This window comes from Coprococcus sp. BIOML-A2 (genome assembly GCF_009875795.1).
Lineage (GTDB): Bacteria > Bacillota > Clostridia > Lachnospirales > Lachnospiraceae > Coprococcus > Coprococcus aceti.
The window spans coordinates 410,603-426,565 of the sequence record NZ_WWSI01000001.1 but is presented as its reverse complement, the minus strand read 5'-3'; the positions used below and the strand labels follow the sequence as shown (position 1 = coordinate 426,565).

19 protein-coding genes are annotated in these 15,963 nt (G+C 43.7%); 16 read left to right on the top strand and 3 right to left on the bottom strand.

The window, feature by feature from the left end:
* The first annotated feature begins 8 nt into the window (after positions 1 to 8).
* The 5 genes from GT575_RS01930 to GT575_RS01910 all read left to right on the top strand — a co-directional run bounded on the left by GT575_RS01930 (position 9) and on the right by GT575_RS01910 (position 6,067).
* Positions 9 to 1,568, top strand: a complete 1,560-nt coding sequence (locus GT575_RS01930; RefSeq protein WP_161171536.1) for an ABC-F family ATP-binding cassette domain-containing protein — start codon at positions 9 to 11, stop codon at positions 1,566 to 1,568.
* 234 nt (positions 1,569 to 1,802) lie between these two features.
* Positions 1,803 to 3,623: a bifunctional homocysteine S-methyltransferase/methylenetetrahydrofolate reductase gene (locus GT575_RS01925; RefSeq protein WP_161171383.1), complete on the top strand. Its 1,821-nt coding sequence runs from the start codon at positions 1,803 to 1,805 to the stop codon at positions 3,621 to 3,623.
* Positions 3,624 to 3,763: 140 nt separating this feature from the next.
* Positions 3,764 to 4,933, top strand: coding sequence for an NAD(P)-dependent malic enzyme (locus tag GT575_RS01920; RefSeq protein ID WP_022215972.1), 1,170 nt, complete (start codon positions 3,764 to 3,766; stop codon positions 4,931 to 4,933).
* 154 nt (positions 4,934 to 5,087) lie between these two features.
* Positions 5,088 to 5,387, top strand: coding sequence for a helix-turn-helix domain-containing protein (locus GT575_RS01915; protein ID WP_161171382.1), 300 nt, complete (start codon positions 5,088 to 5,090; stop codon positions 5,385 to 5,387).
* Complete coding sequence (locus GT575_RS01910; RefSeq protein WP_055272066.1) at positions 5,381 to 6,067, top strand: LytTR family transcriptional regulator DNA-binding domain-containing protein; 687 nt, start codon at positions 5,381 to 5,383, stop codon at positions 6,065 to 6,067. The genes GT575_RS01915 and GT575_RS01910 overlap by 7 nt, the downstream gene beginning before the upstream one ends.
* An 11-nt stretch (positions 6,068 to 6,078) precedes the next feature.
* Here GT575_RS01910 and GT575_RS01905 read toward each other — a convergent pair whose 3' ends face one another.
* The 3 genes from GT575_RS01905 to GT575_RS01895 form a co-directional block, all read right to left on the bottom strand.
* Positions 6,079 to 6,858: a YlmH/Sll1252 family protein gene (locus tag GT575_RS01905; protein ID WP_022215970.1), complete on the bottom strand. Its 780-nt coding sequence runs from the start codon at positions 6,856 to 6,858 to the stop codon at positions 6,079 to 6,081.
* 529 nt (positions 6,859 to 7,387) lie between these two features.
* The gene (locus tag GT575_RS01900) at positions 7,388 to 8,215 is read right to left on the bottom strand and encodes a hypothetical protein (protein WP_022215969.1); all 828 of its coding nucleotides are present in this window, start codon (positions 8,213 to 8,215) and stop codon (positions 7,388 to 7,390) included.
* 233 nt (positions 8,216 to 8,448) lie between these two features.
* Positions 8,449 to 9,327: a tyrosine-type recombinase/integrase gene (locus tag GT575_RS01895; RefSeq protein ID WP_161171381.1), complete on the bottom strand. Its 879-nt coding sequence runs from the start codon at positions 9,325 to 9,327 to the stop codon at positions 8,449 to 8,451.
* A gap of 32 nt (positions 9,328 to 9,359) precedes the next feature.
* Here GT575_RS01895 and GT575_RS01890 point away from each other — a divergent pair, with 32 nt between their 5' ends.
* The 11 genes from GT575_RS01890 (at position 9,360) to GT575_RS01840 (ending at position 15,951) form a co-directional block, all read left to right on the top strand.
* On the top strand, positions 9,360 to 10,439 hold the full coding sequence (locus GT575_RS01890) for a phage portal protein (protein WP_161171380.1): 1,080 nt from the start codon (positions 9,360 to 9,362) through the stop codon (positions 10,437 to 10,439).
* Positions 10,440 to 10,446: 7 nt separating this feature from the next.
* Entirely contained in the window at positions 10,447 to 12,069 is a 1,623-nt protein-coding gene (locus GT575_RS01885) for a minor capsid protein (RefSeq protein ID WP_161171379.1), read from the top strand.
* A complete protein-coding gene (locus GT575_RS01880; protein ID WP_055222281.1) occupies positions 12,066 to 12,272 on the top strand; it encodes a hypothetical protein in 207 nt (68 codons plus the stop codon). Before GT575_RS01885 ends, GT575_RS01880 begins: the two co-directional genes overlap by 4 nt.
* Before the next feature lie 80 nt (positions 12,273 to 12,352).
* Positions 12,353 to 12,622 carry a DUF6275 family protein gene (locus GT575_RS01875; RefSeq protein ID WP_055222280.1) on the top strand — a complete coding sequence of 90 codons (270 nt, stop codon included), beginning with the start codon at positions 12,353 to 12,355 and terminating at the stop codon, positions 12,620 to 12,622.
* Between the two features lie 164 nt (positions 12,623 to 12,786).
* Positions 12,787 to 13,449, top strand: coding sequence for a DUF4355 domain-containing protein (locus tag GT575_RS01870; protein WP_161171378.1), 663 nt, complete (start codon positions 12,787 to 12,789; stop codon positions 13,447 to 13,449).
* 16 nt (positions 13,450 to 13,465) lie between these two features.
* The gene (locus tag GT575_RS01865; protein WP_161171377.1) at positions 13,466 to 14,305 is read left to right on the top strand and encodes a P22 phage major capsid protein family protein; all 840 of its coding nucleotides are present in this window, start codon (positions 13,466 to 13,468) and stop codon (positions 14,303 to 14,305) included.
* A gap of 10 nt (positions 14,306 to 14,315) precedes the next feature.
* Positions 14,316 to 14,531: a hypothetical protein gene (locus GT575_RS01860; protein ID WP_161171376.1), complete on the top strand. Its 216-nt coding sequence runs from the start codon at positions 14,316 to 14,318 to the stop codon at positions 14,529 to 14,531.
* Positions 14,532 to 14,541: 10 nt separating this feature from the next.
* The gene (locus GT575_RS01855; RefSeq protein ID WP_161171375.1) at positions 14,542 to 14,787 is read left to right on the top strand and encodes a phage head-tail connector protein; all 246 of its coding nucleotides are present in this window, start codon (positions 14,542 to 14,544) and stop codon (positions 14,785 to 14,787) included.
* The gene (locus GT575_RS01850; protein ID WP_161171535.1) at positions 14,753 to 15,091 is read left to right on the top strand and encodes a phage tail tube protein; all 339 of its coding nucleotides are present in this window, start codon (positions 14,753 to 14,755) and stop codon (positions 15,089 to 15,091) included. The genes GT575_RS01855 and GT575_RS01850 overlap by 35 nt, the downstream gene beginning before the upstream one ends.
* A gap of 85 nt (positions 15,092 to 15,176) precedes the next feature.
* Complete coding sequence (locus GT575_RS01845) at positions 15,177 to 15,644, top strand: hypothetical protein (RefSeq protein ID WP_055222271.1); 468 nt, start codon at positions 15,177 to 15,179, stop codon at positions 15,642 to 15,644.
* Positions 15,586 to 15,951: a hypothetical protein gene (locus GT575_RS01840; RefSeq protein ID WP_161171374.1), complete on the top strand. Its 366-nt coding sequence runs from the start codon at positions 15,586 to 15,588 to the stop codon at positions 15,949 to 15,951. Before GT575_RS01845 ends, GT575_RS01840 begins: the two co-directional genes overlap by 59 nt.
* The last annotated feature ends 12 nt before the right edge of the window (positions 15,952 to 15,963 follow it).

Below are 15,963 nucleotides of genomic sequence, written 5' to 3'. Positions count from 1 at the left end.
AAGGAGAGATTATGATATTAGATGTAAGCAACCTTAGCCATGGATTTGGTGACAGGGCAATATTTGAAAATGTGTCATTCAGACTTCTGGCAGGTGAGCATATAGGGCTTGTCGGCGCAAATGGTGAAGGTAAATCAACCTTCATGAATATAGTGACGGGCAGTCTCATGCCGGATGAGGGTACAGTGACCTGGGCGAAGAATGTGAAGGTCGGATATCTGGATCAGCACACGGTCCTTGAGCCGGGCATGACCATAGGCGGAGTGCTGAGGGATGCGTTCTCCAGACTTTTCGATATGGAGAAGAGGATAAATGAGATATGTGACAAGCTGGCGGAGGTCACTGACGAGGATGAGATGAACACTCTTCTTGAGGAGATGGGACTTCTTCAGGATCTTCTGGACAGCCATGACTTCTATATAATAGATTCGAAGGTTGAGGAGGTTGCCAGAGCATTTGACCTGCTGCAGCTTGGACTGGACAAGGATGTAACTGAGCTGTCGGGCGGACAGAGAACCAAGGTTCTGCTGGCGAAGCTTCTGCTTGAAAAGCCGGAGATACTTCTGCTCGACGAGCCTACAAATTATCTTGATGCACACCATATAGAGTGGCTCAAGAGATACCTTCAGGAATACGAGAATGCGTTTATTCTTATATCCCATGACATTCCGTTCCTGAATTCAGTTGTAAATATCATATACCATATGGAGAATTGTCAGCTGGGCAGATATGTCGGCGATTATGACAAGTTCCAGGAGGTGTATGCGGTGAAGAAATCCCAGCTTGAGGCTGCGTACAGAAAGCAGCAGCAGGAGATATCTGAGCTGAAGGATTTTGTGGCGAGAAATAAAGCCCGGGTTGCCACAAGAAATATGGCTATGTCCAGACAGAAGAAACTTGACAAGATGGATGTCATTCAGCTTGAGCGTGAGAAACCGAAGCCTGAGTTCAACTTCAAGGAAGCGAGAACCTCTGGTAAGGTCATATTCGAGACTGATGATCTGGTGATAGGTTACAGCAAGGACAAGCCGCTTTCCAAACCGATGAATCTCCGCATGGAGCGCGGTGACAAGATAGCCATCACAGGAACGAATGGTATAGGAAAGACGACATTCCTGAAGAGTGTGCTTGGACTTATCCCGGCTATATCCGGCAAGGCGCAGCTTGGCGACTATCTGCACATTGGATACTTTGAGCAGGAGGTCAAGCCGAGTGAGAATACATGCCTGCAGGAAATCTGGAAGGAATTCCCGGGATATACCCAGTATGAGGTACGTGCGGCTCTTGCCAAATGCGGACTTACCACCAAGCATATCGAGAGCAAGGTGAAGGTCCTCTCGGGTGGCGAGCAGGCGAAGGTGAGACTTTGCAAGTTAATCAACACTGATACAAATGTGCTTCTGCTTGACGAGCCGACAAACCATCTTGACGTTGATGCCAAGGATGAATTGAAGCGTGCTCTTTCCGAGTATAAGGGGTCTATACTTCTGGTATGTCATGAGCCTGAATTTTATGATGGTCTTGTGACAGACGTGTGGAATCTGGAGCAGTACACGCTGCTCCAGTGATCAGATATTATAAAATTGTCAGGTTCAAATAGATTTTTTGAACCTGGCAATTTTTTAGCGTAAATTTGACTAATCGCAATTCCTATATTATTCTATATAGGACAGTTTAATATGGTAAAGTGCTAAAGATAAATGCGCACTTAGCGCAGAAATAGATACATCTGCTCAAAAAGTACTGTATAATCGTACGGATATAGACGCAGGTGAAAAATAATATTAGGATGGAGTTGTTAGATGAATATACTTGAAAGCTTAAAGGATAAATTACTTGTCGCAGACGGGGCATTTGGAACCTGTTATGTGGGAATGTACGGAGAGCAGGGAACTGTCGCTCCTGAGCTTGCAAACATGCGCCACCCGGAGCGGGTACTTGAAATCCATAAAGAGTATGTGAAGGCGGGAGCCGGGCTTATAAGGACAAATACATTTGCGGCAAATACAGCGAGCCTTGATGCTGACACGGATTATGTTATTTCAAATGTGCGTGCGGCGGTAAAGCTTGCGAAGCAGGCTGCGGACGGCGAAGCTGGAACGGATCACAAAAAGGTATACATTGCCGGAGATATAGGCCCAATACCTGCGGATGCCGGTCTCACACTGAATGAAAGGGTGTCACAGTACAAGCTGCTGGGTGAGGCGATGCAGGACATGGGAGTGGATATCATCTGGTTTGAGACATTTCCTGAGTTCAATGTGCTCGAGCCTGTGGTGAAGCACCTGAAGGCAAGAAAGGACACGCCGGTCATGGTGTCGTTCTGCGTGAACCAGTTTGGGTACAGCAACTGTGGATTTTCGGCAAGGGCATTGCTCTCCCAGGTGGCAGGAAATCAGGACGTGGACTGTGTTGGATTCAACTGCGGAGTTGGTCCGTACCATATGCTTCAGCTTCTGAAAAAGCTGGATATAGACTGCGGAAAGCCTGTATCAGTCATGCCGAATGCGGGATACCCGAAGTTTACACAGAGCAGACTGGTGTTCAATGACAACAAAGAGGGATTCATAGATAAGATCCAGGACATAGCGGCGCTTGGTGCAGATATCATAGGAGGATGCTGCGGAACAAATCCTGAATACATACATCAGATCATGGAACGGGTGAAAACCGGAGATATTGCAAAGGCTGCCAAGATTCATGTGGAAAAGGTACAGGCTGACAGTGCTGTAAAGGACAATTTCCTCAAAGGACGTCTGGAGCGTGGCGGGGCAGCCACAAAAAATGCCGACGGACACAAGCACAAGCTGATTGCTGTGGAGCTGGCACCTCCGGTGGATGTCAACGATCAGAAGCTGCTTGATGCAGCCCATATACTTAAGCAGTCACATGTGGATGTGGTGACATTCCCTGATTCTCCATCGGGAAGAACCAGAGCGAATTCCATACTCATGGCGGAGAAAGTGCACAAGGAGACAGGACTTAGGGTCATGCCGCATCTGTGCTGCCGTGATAAGAATGCCATAGCCATAAGGGGAAGCGTGCTCGGTGCACAGCTTAATGGCATAAAGGATTTCCTTGTCATAACAGGTGATCCGGTTCCGGTCATGTTCAGACAGACGACCAGGAGCGTGTTCAACTTTGACTCAGTCGGAATGATGAAGCTGCTGCAGTCTATGAACGAAGAGGTGTTCAGCGGGGATAAGATCACCTACGGCGGAGCGATCAACCAGAACAGACTTAACACAAAGTTTGAGATAGACAGAATAAAAAGAAAGATGGAAGCCGGGGCTGAATTCTTTCTGACACAACCGGTGTTCTCCAGAGAGCAGGCACAGATCCTCAGAGACATGAAGGCTGAGACCGGCGCGACAATACTTGTGGGAATCATGCCGCTTGTCAGCAGGCGAAATGCCTTGTTCATGAAAAATGAGATGGCGGGCATAGAGATCCCGGACGAGATCATAGAGAGATACAGTGAAAATGCCACAAGGCAGGAAGGCGAGGAGTGCGGCATACAGATCGCCAGAGATATACTTGAGTACACTTCGGATTTTGCAGATGGATATTACTTCTCGTTCCCATTCAACAGAGTACATATGCTGGCACATATCGTTGACTAAAATGTGAGTCAAGGTTATTATGGAATAAGCGGTGTTGCCGGGGAAAACAGGGATTCCGGAGCAGCGCTATATAGGAGAGGCGCTGTTATATATACAGTAGATAAAATACAGGATGCGCGGGTGCGCAGAAAGGAACAGACATGGATTACAATAGTTTAAGTCTTAAGATGCATGAGGAGCACAAGGGTAAGGTAGAGGTAGTGTCCAAGGTAGCAGTGAAGAACAGAGACGATCTGAGCACAGCTTACACACCGGGCGTTGCAGAGCCTTGCAGAAAGATCCGTGACAATAAGGCTGACGTATACAAATATACATGCAAGGGCAACATGGTTGCCGTGGTATCAGACGGAACAGCGGTTCTCGGCCTGGGAGATATAGGACCTGAGGCAGCTATACCTGTAATGGAAGGAAAGTCCATACTCTTCAAGGAGTTCGGCGGAGTTGACGCATTCCCTATCTGCCTTGACACAAAGGATGTGGATGAGATTGTTGAGACAGTAAAGCGCATTGCACCTGTATTTGGCGGAATCAATCTGGAGGATATATCAGCTCCAAGATGCTTCGAGATAGAGAAAAGACTTAAGGAAGAACTTGACATTCCTGTATTCCATGACGATCAGCATGGTACAGCTATCGTTGTGTCAGCAGGACTCATCAATGCGTTAAAGCTTGTCGGCAAGCCGTTTGACGAGGCAAATGTGGTTATCAACGGAGCGGGTTCTGCAGGTATATCAATATGTAAGCTTCTGCTTCAGCTCGGTATAGGCAATGTGGTTCTTGTGGACAGGCAGGGTGCTCTGTGTCCTGGACAGGACTGGATGAATCCGGCACAGGCAGAGATGGCAGAGATTACAAACAAGGACAGACAGACAGGTTCTCTTGCCGAGATAATGAAGGGTAAGGATGTATTTGTCGGAGTTTCAGCTCCAAATATCGTGACAGCAGAGATGGTTGCATCTATGGCAGCAGATCCTATAGTATTTGCCATGGCAAACCCTACACCTGAGATCATGCCTGAGGAAGCGGCAAAGGGCGGAGTAAGAGTAATGGCGACGGGCCGTTCGGATTATCCAAACCAGATTAATAACGTTCTAGTATTCCCGGGAATATTCAGAGGTGCCTTGGACGCCAAGGCAACAGGCATAACTGAAGAGATGAAGATGGCAGCAGCCAAGGCTATCGCATCCATTGTAACAGATGATGAGCTCAAGGAGGATTACATCATTCCTGGAGCATTTGACGAGAGAGTTGCTAAGGTGGTTGCCAAGGCTGTAGCTGACGAGGCAATAAAGCTTGGAATTACAAAATAAGAATAAAAATAAAGTTTTTCGAAATATTTAGTAAATAAGTGTACTAAAAATCGCATCTTATGTGGAAAGTCCGCATGGGATGCGGTTTTTTATTTTGCGATTTTATTGTAAAGTAATATTGTTGTCCGCGGGGACGGATAGGGAGGAGAAAAAATTGAACAGTGTTATTATTGGGCAGAGAATAAAGGATGCCCGCAAGTCTATGAACCTCACACAGAAGGAGCTGGGGTATCTTATCTATGCAGATGGCAAATATATAAGCCGTCTTGAAAATGGCGGAAGTCTGCCGAGCCTGAAGCGGCTGGTGCTGTTGTCGAGGGTGCTTAACCGCACATGTGATTATTTCATATGGGATATCGATGTGATGGAGGAGGATATGACTCCGAGGGAGGAAATCGTTATCCGGGATGAACAGGAGCGGAAGCTTCTGCAGCTTTGGAGGGAGATATGCTGAAGATTGCTGTGTACAGTGAGGAGAAAGTAATGAGCCCGTTGTTGCAGGAGTACATGGGTATATGGCAGAGAGATGCGGGATGTGTGTGCGCTGTGAGATATTATGACAATGTGCATGCGATCATGGTCGACATGGATCTTGAAGGAATTTACGATGTAGTGGTGGTGTATCGTTCCTGGGATGTGGCCGATGTCTTGAAAAAAGACCGCAGGGTAGGTAGTCTCGTGATGATAGCAGCAGGAATAAACCGGAGATTGTATGATATCCAACCGTGTTATATTCTGTATGAACCTGTTAATGCGGCAAATTTCAAAAAGGTGATGACGATGGCGGTTGAGGGGAGCCGGGATGAGAGAAGATTCACATTTGTATCCGGAAGGGTGAGATACAGTGTAGATACCCGGAGCATAATGTATTTTGAAAGCGAACTACGTCGCATAAATCTGGTCACAACGGAACAAAAATATGTTTTTTATGGAAGTATTGGCGAGATGGAAAAACGCATGAAGGTGGGCTACGGGGGATTTATCAGACCACATGAATCCTATCTTGTAAATCCGGATCATGTGAGCAGATGCACGGCTCATGAAATGATACTGACAAATGGTAAAAGTATACACATCAGCGCAACAAGACGCGCTGATGTGAAAAGATACTACAGTGAACTGATCAATTGCTAGTTGTTAGAAGATCAAATATATCTGAGTAATTCTATGTTCAGTCTGCCCTTCCGGGTTGCGCTGCCTGTCTCGACAAATTCATATTTGCCATATCCACGTATTGAAAATACGTCGCCCGGTTTTAACTGGTAGCTGCTGTTTTCGTACAACCTGTTGTTTAGTGAAAATTTCTTTTCCCTGAACAACAGGGATGTGCTGCTTCTTGAAAGGCCTGTTATTGTGGCGGTCACTGCGTCCGCTCTTGCAGATGCCGCGATTATGTGCAGAGGTTCCTTTTTTATCTGTATCTCATCAGTATCCTGGGTGCTGCAAAAAGTACATTTTACATTTGTGTGCCTTATCTTTGTCAGATTTTCTGCGATATAATCGGCAACAGTGTCCACACAGAATATATAGGCATTGTTGTGCTTGCCAGAATGAGTGGATTCGGTGACCAGTATATCGCCCACCATCTCCCTCTCAATGCCAAGATTCATAAGTGCCCCAAGGAAATCCCTGTGGTTCAGATCGTCTGAGAATTTGTCCGAAACAGCGGAAACCTTCATGGTGCAGATGGGAAAAGCCGGTGCGTAGCCGCAGTCGGCTTCATTTCCAAAGGCGATCATAACGCGGTCGCAGGATTCCCTGCCTCCAAAGATGGTATATCCTGCAAATGACAACTGTTCAAGATTACTGTAAAATACTTCCATGTCTGCAGCACTCAGAAAATTAGTATATGTATATCTGTTCTGGCGGAAGGCGGCATTTGCCAGATCCTTTAACCGCCCCTTTAGAATATCGTTTTCATTCATAGCATGTCCTCCGAGATGATTGACTTCTTACTATTATATTACAACACTCCGATCTTCGCCAACAGTCAAACGAATTTGACAGCTTTGCACGATAATCTGAAATTTATTGTTGCGAAAAGTGATCATAATGAACAATAAACCGTTCAAACGTGAAAAAAACAATCATTTTGCATTCAAAAATCTTCTAAAAACTATTGAAATGCGCAACTGTTGATAAATTACCACAAAAAAAAGCCTTCGTTTTATAAATTTTTGCGTATTTACAATTTCAAAGTGTTTTGATAGTATATGGGCATAACAAGGAGATGAGTTGTGATCAACAAGCCTTCTGGTTATAAAAAAGACAATCACTTATATTTTGATAGACGGAGGGTTCCCTTAGCACGAAATTCGTAGAAATCCCTTTATACGATGTAATGTAACCCCATAACCCCAAACCCCAAAACATAGGAATCCTCCACTCCCCCCTTCTTAACAGCCTGTCGCATAAGCGACGGGCTGTTTTTATGTTCTGAAAAACAGGGGGGATTTAGAGTTTCATATTGGATGCGCTTATGGCGTTACCGAGTTCTGTGAGACTTTCCACGAAGGCTGCGTATTTGCATATGTCAGTCATCTTAGATTTTCTTTTGCTATTTCCGAGAATGCTATAGATATAATCTCTTGACTGTTCGATTATATATGTTGGCGTTGTGTCGTGCTCGTTGTTGAATAACATGGATTTGAAGTTCTGAAAAAAAGAATAAATTTCATAATCTATAGAATTGTCATTCCGCTGCATGTATTCGAGAAGCATATCGATATAGCGCAAAGCTGAGTGTACGTACAGGATAGAGTTTTCGTTTATGTACAGTACGGTTTCCGGCACAAAGAAAGATGGATGTGCGAAACCTTTTATGCTGTGCAGGGCTTCCATTTTCTGGGTGGCTGACTGGTTGAACGAGTAACGGTTTTTGTATTGTTCAATGATAGAGAGCGTGTCCGCTGAATTATTTTTTGCTATTACGCGCCGTCTCTCGTTGATGTACAGTTTTAACTCCAATAGAAGAAAATATATATCCGGGGATGAAAAACGCTGCGAGTTTTTGATATACGGAAATGAACCTGTCATTCTTCTGAAAAATGAGTCTGCTGTGGCATAATTGTTTATTATGCTGATGGCGGCATCTACATTGAAATTCTGGACAAATTCCCTGGTTGCGGGCTGATACACTGTCTCGTTGTCAATGCGGGATACATAGGAACTAAGAAAGATTATCTTCTCTTCTGCGGTGAGTTCGTATCCGTTGAGGTTACAATAATTGATGGCGGAACAGGGGGCATCGGTTTGTGTTTCGGCATTGTTTAAGTCTGTCATAATGATCTCCTTTGTTTTTGTATGGATAAAAATGTAGCACTTTAACGCGATAAGTGGTAGGATATTTATGGATACAAAATTGTACAATATGTATAATTTTATAATGTATGAATAGCTAGAAGAATCAAGGGTTTATGCTGTGTACGACAATTGTGAGAGAGCCTTTAGGGGCAATTTAGGGGCAAAAAAATAAAAGATGACCATTCAGTGTGAAAACTGAGTGGTCATTTTTTTTAGTTGATAATTGATATTGTGTCGACAGCCGCATTGTCTTTTTGCTTCATTTTTTTAGTGATATGAATGTAAATAGCTTTTGTTATTTTGTCGTCATGGTGGCCTAGACGACGTGATATCTGTTCTGCTGACATAGTTTCTGCCAGAATGGAAGCGTGTGTGTGGCGCAACTTGTGCGGAGTTATCTCTCTGCCAAGAACTTCAGAGGCGGCTGTCTTCAAGTGTAGGTTATAGGTTCCATAGGATAAATAGCCGCCTGTCTTCAAGTGCGGCATAAAAAGTGTGCTTTTAATTCCATTTTCAAACATTGTTTCTTTTCGCCAAAGTCTGAGTTTTTTTATAAGTAAGAGAAGCTCAGGTTGTATATGAAGATTTCTGATTGAATCACTTGTTTTGGCTGACGTTGCGTATTTGGTTGCAGGGTAGTAAGTTTTGGTAACACGAATAGTTTTGGATGTAATATCCACATCTGAATCTTCAAGTGCCACAAGCTCCCCAATCCTCATGCCTGTAAGAATCAGAAAATAGGATATATAGTAGTCCTGCCAGTGGTTATTGTCTATAAAGTAATTAAGTAATTTTGTTATCTCATCATGTTCCAGATATTCATTGCTGATGTCATATACCTCTGGTATTTCGTCGGAGCTCTCTTCGCTGATATAGTCAAGTTTTAATAGTATATCATGATTTGAGTGATAGTCGTTTTTCACCCCCCATTTTAGAGCGAATTTCAGATATTTTATATATCCGTTTATTGTGCTGATTTTTTTACCGGTAGCAAGAAGTTGATCATATATATAGCGGGGAGGAAGTTTGTCAACGAGTACATCATTACCAATTGTGCTTACACAACGATATATATATGATTTCTCAGTCACAATTGTACTTTCTTTCCTCTTGCACTGCCGTAATGATGCTATATAAGCATCAGCCAGCTCCCCTAGCGTTGTATCAGATCGGACAGGAGAGGAACAGCGATGAAAATCCAGAGCCACGAAGTACAGTAGTGAACCCTATGAACTGTATCATGGTCAGAGACAATACAGTGGAGCACAATAAGTTATTTGCGATTATTTATGAGATACAGGAAGATCTGAATGAATCAAAGTATTATTCAATCACTGTATGCAATGATCACAACACCAAAGAATACAGGAGTCGTGACCTTGATAACTTTGAATTTTACCTTGTTGAGGGCAGCGAACAGGAGCATTACTTTGGTGAGGTTCCTGTGGTGGAGTACCAGAACAACGATGAGAGACAGGGTGACTTTGAACAGATCATTCCTATGCAGGATGCACTCAACGAGCTTTTCAGCGACCGAGTGACAGACAAGAAGAAGTTCGTCAATTCAATCCTTGCCATGTTCGGTATGACATTAGATGACGATGACGAGAAAGAACTGAAGAAGAACCGCTTCATTGATGGCTTGCCACTGGATGGAAAGATAGAGTACATACAGAAAGCATTTGATGAAAACAGTGTTTCAGTGCTCTGTAATGATATTATCCGAGAAATCCACAAGATGACCCTTACAGTTGATATGACAGATGAGAATTTTGCAGGAAACAGCTCAGGACAGGCCCTCATGCTCAAGTTGATGGTTATGAATATGCTTGTGAAGAACAAGATGAGGAGCCTTGAGAAAGGGCTCAAGAAGAGATTCGAGATGTACAACCACTGGCTTAATGTCAAGGGTGAAATGTCTCTCATAGACAAGAAAGAGCTTGATGTTGTATTCACAGTTGCAATGCCAATAGATAAGCCAACAATCATCAATATGGTAACTCAGCTCAGGGGTATAGTGGATGATAAGACACTTCTTTCACAGCTCTGGTTTATCAAAGATGTTGATGAGGTCATAGAGAATGTGAAGAAGCAGAAAGCCGAAGAACAGCAGCAGTATTTAGATACATTTGTTAAACAGCATGCACAAGATATGGAGACACCTATAAAGGATGACAAAGAAAAGGATCCTGAGAAAGAGTAGGTGATCTATGAGCGACAACAACTATTGGGAGAAGAGAGCTGTAGATCTTGAGAAGCTCTCCCAGGACAGAGCCGATGTTGATATTATGCATGTAAACAAGCTCTTTGATGGCGCTGTGGATATCGTAGAGAAGCAGATAGAGGAGATATTTGGTAAGTATGCACGTGATTCAGGAATAAGCCAGGATGCCGCCTTGAGGCTTCTTAATGAAAAACAGACGGAGACTATGCGCCGCAATCTTATGATCACACTTGCACAGTGTCAGGAGGAGATAGCCAGGCAGGCTATACTTGCAAGGCTCAATGCTCCGGCTTATGCGGCTCGCATATCACGTCTTGAGGCATTAAAGGATTTGATACATGCGCAAGCCTATAAAGTTGGCTCTGCAGCTCATTACAGGCTCACAGACAGGCTTATAGATACATATGAGCAGAGCTACTACAGGAGCATATACGACCAGCAGAGAAGAACAGAGACAGGCTTTGACTTCACGAAGCTGACTGACAGGGATGTACAAGCGGCAATAGCAACCAATTGGGCGGGCTCCAATTATTCAAAGCGGGTATGGAAGAATACAAAGAAGCTGGCAGAGAGCCTTGAAGAGGTTATAACACAGGGCCTTATGACAGGACAGAGTATCAGAGATATGGAGCTGGCACTTGAGGCAAGGGTAGTAAGCGAAAGATATAAGATAAATCGTATTATCCGCACAGAGGTGAATCACTGTTGTAATCAGGGCACCTTGATGTCATATAAGGCGGCAGGAACACTCAGGTATATTTATCTTGCTACACTTGATATGAGAACATCATCTATATGCCGTAGTCTGGACAAGGAAGTATTCTTTGTTTCAAAGGCCAAGGTAGGTGTAAACTTCCCTCCTATGCACCCCAACTGCAGATCAACAACCATGGCATATCCTGAGGATGGGATTTTTCCAAAAGAGAGAATTGCAAGGGATCCGGAGACCAACAAGAACATTCATGTACCATTTGATATGAGTTATGCACAGTGGTACAGGAAGTATGTGTTGGAGAAGAAAGATGTTGATAATACAAAAAATGGTGATAATATAAGAGATATAATGTTTAAAGCGTCAAAGTCGGATGTAAACATTATTCGAGATGAAAAAGCTGTTGTTGACGCATACTCACAGTTGCCAGATAAAGTGCAGAAAGCAATGGCTGATGTAACCTTTAATATGGGGCAGAATGGCAGTAGTTGTGATGTAAAAAAAGGCATTATCAACATTGCCAAAGGCGCTGAGAAAGAGGATATAGATCATGAATTTGGACACCTGATAGAAGAACGCATGATGGATCCTAAAATTGTGGAAAAGTATAAGAAATACTTAACTGAGGGATTAAGCGATGCAGATATTACTTCGGAAATATATGAAAATGATTCAGGTGAAAAATTCAATATTTATATATTGCATGGTGATAAGTTTATAAGCGAATATCAAGGTAGATTATATATTGATAGCGTAACTGAGGCTATCACCCCAGATGGTAATTTAAATACAGAATTTATGTGGGAGGCTATTTCAGAGCTTTTCAGAGTGTATCAAAAGGACAAAACAATGCTCAATGAGTACGAGATCAAATTGATAGAGGAGGCATTAAGATGACTTTAAAAGAAGAGTTTTTAAGTATTACATCATATGAGGAATATGATAAGCAGAGAGAAAAATTTAGGTCATTGCCTAGAGATTCGGAGGTTAGAGCACATTTGGACAAACTGTATGGTCCAGGATACGTAGGCGGAGATATAGCCAATGGAGTTATAGAAGAACTATATAAGCCCGGAAAAAGGCATATAGGAGAAGAGTAGAAAAGAATGCTAGATGTGATTACAAGCACTGTACAGAGATGTATGGTGCTTTTTTAATGCATAAAATAGGAGGATAAGTAATGATAGTAACAGGAATGAAACACTTTGAGAATGTATGTCGCAAGAAGTTGACTGAATGGTATCGTAAGAATCACCCAGATATACAGATAGATGAGGGCGACATATATATTGTCTGGTCATGCAAGACATTACAGAATTATAAATGCCTTGCGTCAACAAATATCAGTGGTGATGGGATATATGCTGAGTATACCTACAATGGCAATAAACAGGAACTGTATGAGGATGTATACCATAAGTTGACAAATACGTGTTATACAGAGGAATAAGAACAGAATAGTAGCTAATTTAGATCATGGTAAAAACATGGTCTTTTTTATTGTCAAGGAAAAGACATTAAAACCTCAACAGCAAGGCATGAACTTGCTGGGGACATATCAATAGACTACTGGCAGGCATGAACTGACAGGCACAAGAAAGGAATGTATAAGCTATGGATGAAACACAGCAGACAACACAGACACAGGCACAGATTGGTGAGGCAACAACACAGCCTGGTACACAGACACAGGGAGCACAGCAGAACCAGGCAACAAGCACAGCATCACTTGAAGATGTGCTTAAGACTATGACAGTCGAGGAGATTCTGGCAAGACCAGAGTTCAAAAAGGCTGTTCAGTCAGCTTCGGACGCAAGAGTCACACAGGCACTTGCTACAGCCAAGGAGAAGTGGGACAAGGAAGCTATTGAAAACCTTGACGAGGCTAAGAAGCTGGAGAAGATGACAGCGGAGCAGAGAGCAAAATATCAGTTTGATAAGGATAAGGCCGCCTTTGACGCTGAGAAGAAAGCATTTGAGAGACAGCAGCTTGTACTTGCGACAGGCAAGGAGCTGATCAAGAGAGGGCTTGATGCTTCATTTGCTGATGTTCTGACAGGCGACACAGCAGAAGAGACAGCGGATAAGATTGATAAGTTTGAAGCATCTTTCAGAACAGCCGTTGCGGATTCTGTAAGCGACAAAATGAGAGGCACAGCACCAAGGGATAAGACCCAGGGCACGACAATAACCATGGATAGCATTAAGTCTATGAGTGCCGAGGAGATCAATGCACACTGGGATGAGGTGCAGAATGTGCTCAAGCAGAACAAGTAAGAAAGGACGATGAAATATGTCAGTTAAGAATTTTATTCCACAGATATGGAGTGCAAGACTTCTTGCACATCTTGACAAGATCCATGTATATGCAGGACTTGTCAACAGAGATTATGAGGGTGAGATCAAGCAGTTTGGTGATACTGTAAAGATCAACCAGATCGGAGATATCACGATCAAGAAGTATACAGGAGCGGCTATCGATGCTCCAGATGATCTTACAGGTGAGCAGGACACACTTACTATTGATCAGGCTAATTACTTCAATTTTGCCATCAAGGATGTGGACAATGCGCAGACCAACCCTAAGCTGATGAACGAGGCTATGGCAAGAGCCGCATATGGTCTGAATGATACGGTTGATTCACTGCTTGCAGGAATCATGGTAGCCGGTGCCGCTGGAGCAATCGGAAGTGATGAGTCGCCATTTGTTCCGACTAAGGATGATGCATATGACTTGCTTGTAGATCTTGGAACAGAACTCACAGAGAAGAATGTTCCACTTTTAGGCCGTTGGGTAGTTGTGCCACCATTCTATCATGGACTTCTCCAGAAGGATTCAAGATTCGTTGGCAATGGTACAGATGTAAACATGGCAATCCTTCAGGGCGGACACATCGGAGCTGCTGCAGGCTTCCAGATCTATGTATCAAACAATGTACCAAACACAGATGGTGCAAAGTACAAGATACTTGCCGGTACAAATGCCGGTGCTTCATTCGCTGAGCAGATCACTGAGACAGAGGGCTACAGACCAGAGAGCAACTTCTCAGATGCTGTCAAGGGACTTCACCTCTGTGGTGTCAAGGTACTCCAGAAGAATGCACTTGCAACTCTCACAGTGAACAGGAAGTAGGAGGGCAGATATGGCTATTATAAAGAATATTATCACAGGACACAGCTTCACTTGCCGGAATGAGCGTGTTGTAGAGCATTGCCGCAAGGACATAAAGACCTTTGTTATAGAGGATGAGCCGGCCAGCGTGGCCCCGGCAGAGGATGAGCCGGTGGAGGATACCGAGGCAGAGGAAGAGCCAAAGCCTCAGAAGAAAACAAAGACAGCCACAAAGGCGACCGACTGAGAGGTGATACATGATGGATTCACTGGCAAGGCTTAAGAGGAAGATAGGCTCTGATAAGGATATAAGCGATGAGATCCTTACCGATTATCTGGAAGAGGCGAAGGATGAGATAGTTCTGTTTCTGAATGTGAAGCAGTTCGATGAAGCCTTTGCCTCAAAGGCGGTCGAGATCGCAGCTATACTCTATGAGAGAGACCAGGCTGACAAGCATATAAACAAAGATAGGAGACATTGGAGGAACACCTTCATCACTTGATGCTACATGCTTCAAGGATAAGTCAAAGAAAAGTGTTCCAGGTGTGCAGGAGAACGATAGCTGGGAGGTAGAGTATCTCTATGACAATGGAGCAACAACCTCAGACTATCGTATACTCAAGGGCCTTGAGGATGCTGGGGCTATAGTTGATGTTGAGGTCACATTCCCTGACAAGACAGTATTCAAGAATAAGGGATATGTTACAACGACAGTTACCGGTGCCGAGGTCAACAACCTCATTAAGGCAAAGGCAGTTGTAAACCTTCAGGGTGAGTGGGAGGTTACTGATCCGGTAGAAGCGTAATCCATTTTTGTAATACAACAATATGAAATAATACATCACAGGCAGGGGGCATGGTCTCCCTGCCTTTTTAGGAGGTAAAGCAGATATGCAGACATTGGAAATCAAACTCAAGGTAGATGGAGCAGAGAAGAAGTTTCACTTGAGACTTACAGCAGGTGGTCAGAAGATTCTCAAGGAGAAGTACGAAGAGAACATGCTGGCAACTCTTATGGGTGCAGTAGATGATATAGACAGAGCGGTTGATATTCTTGGCATAGCTCTGGGTTACAAGGACAATGACAACGAGATCACAGATGGAGAGGAGTTTTACGATCTGCTTGTTGAGAACGGCAGAAGCGGAGCTGAGGACTTTGCAAAGGTCCTTACCGACATTGCAGTCAATTCTGGAATCATCAAGAAGGATCAGGCAAACAGTGTTGTGAACAGCATCAATACAACATATAAGACTATGTTTGACAGCCTTGAGGAAAGGGTAGAGAAGCTGCAGAAGGATAATGGACAGACCCCAACGGCGGGCGATTCCGAAGATAAGTCAGACAGCACTCCCTTATGATATAGATAGGCTTCTCTTTGAAGCAAGGATAGCCGGTGTGGGCTTCTTTGAGGCATTGGATTATACCTGGGGTGAGCTTGTTGAAATGATAAAGGTTTACAACGAGCGGGAACGCAGGAAGCACCAGCAAGAAGCCAACATAGCATTCAGGCAGGCTGAGCTTATATCCATGTGGGTATGGAAGAATGATGGAGATATAAATGTATCAGATATATTCCCATACTGGAACGAGGAAGAAAAGAGACAGGCAGAGCTTGAGAAGTACAAGGCAATAATGTACAGGCATGTGGATAAGAGCAAAAAATAAATCATGAAGAAA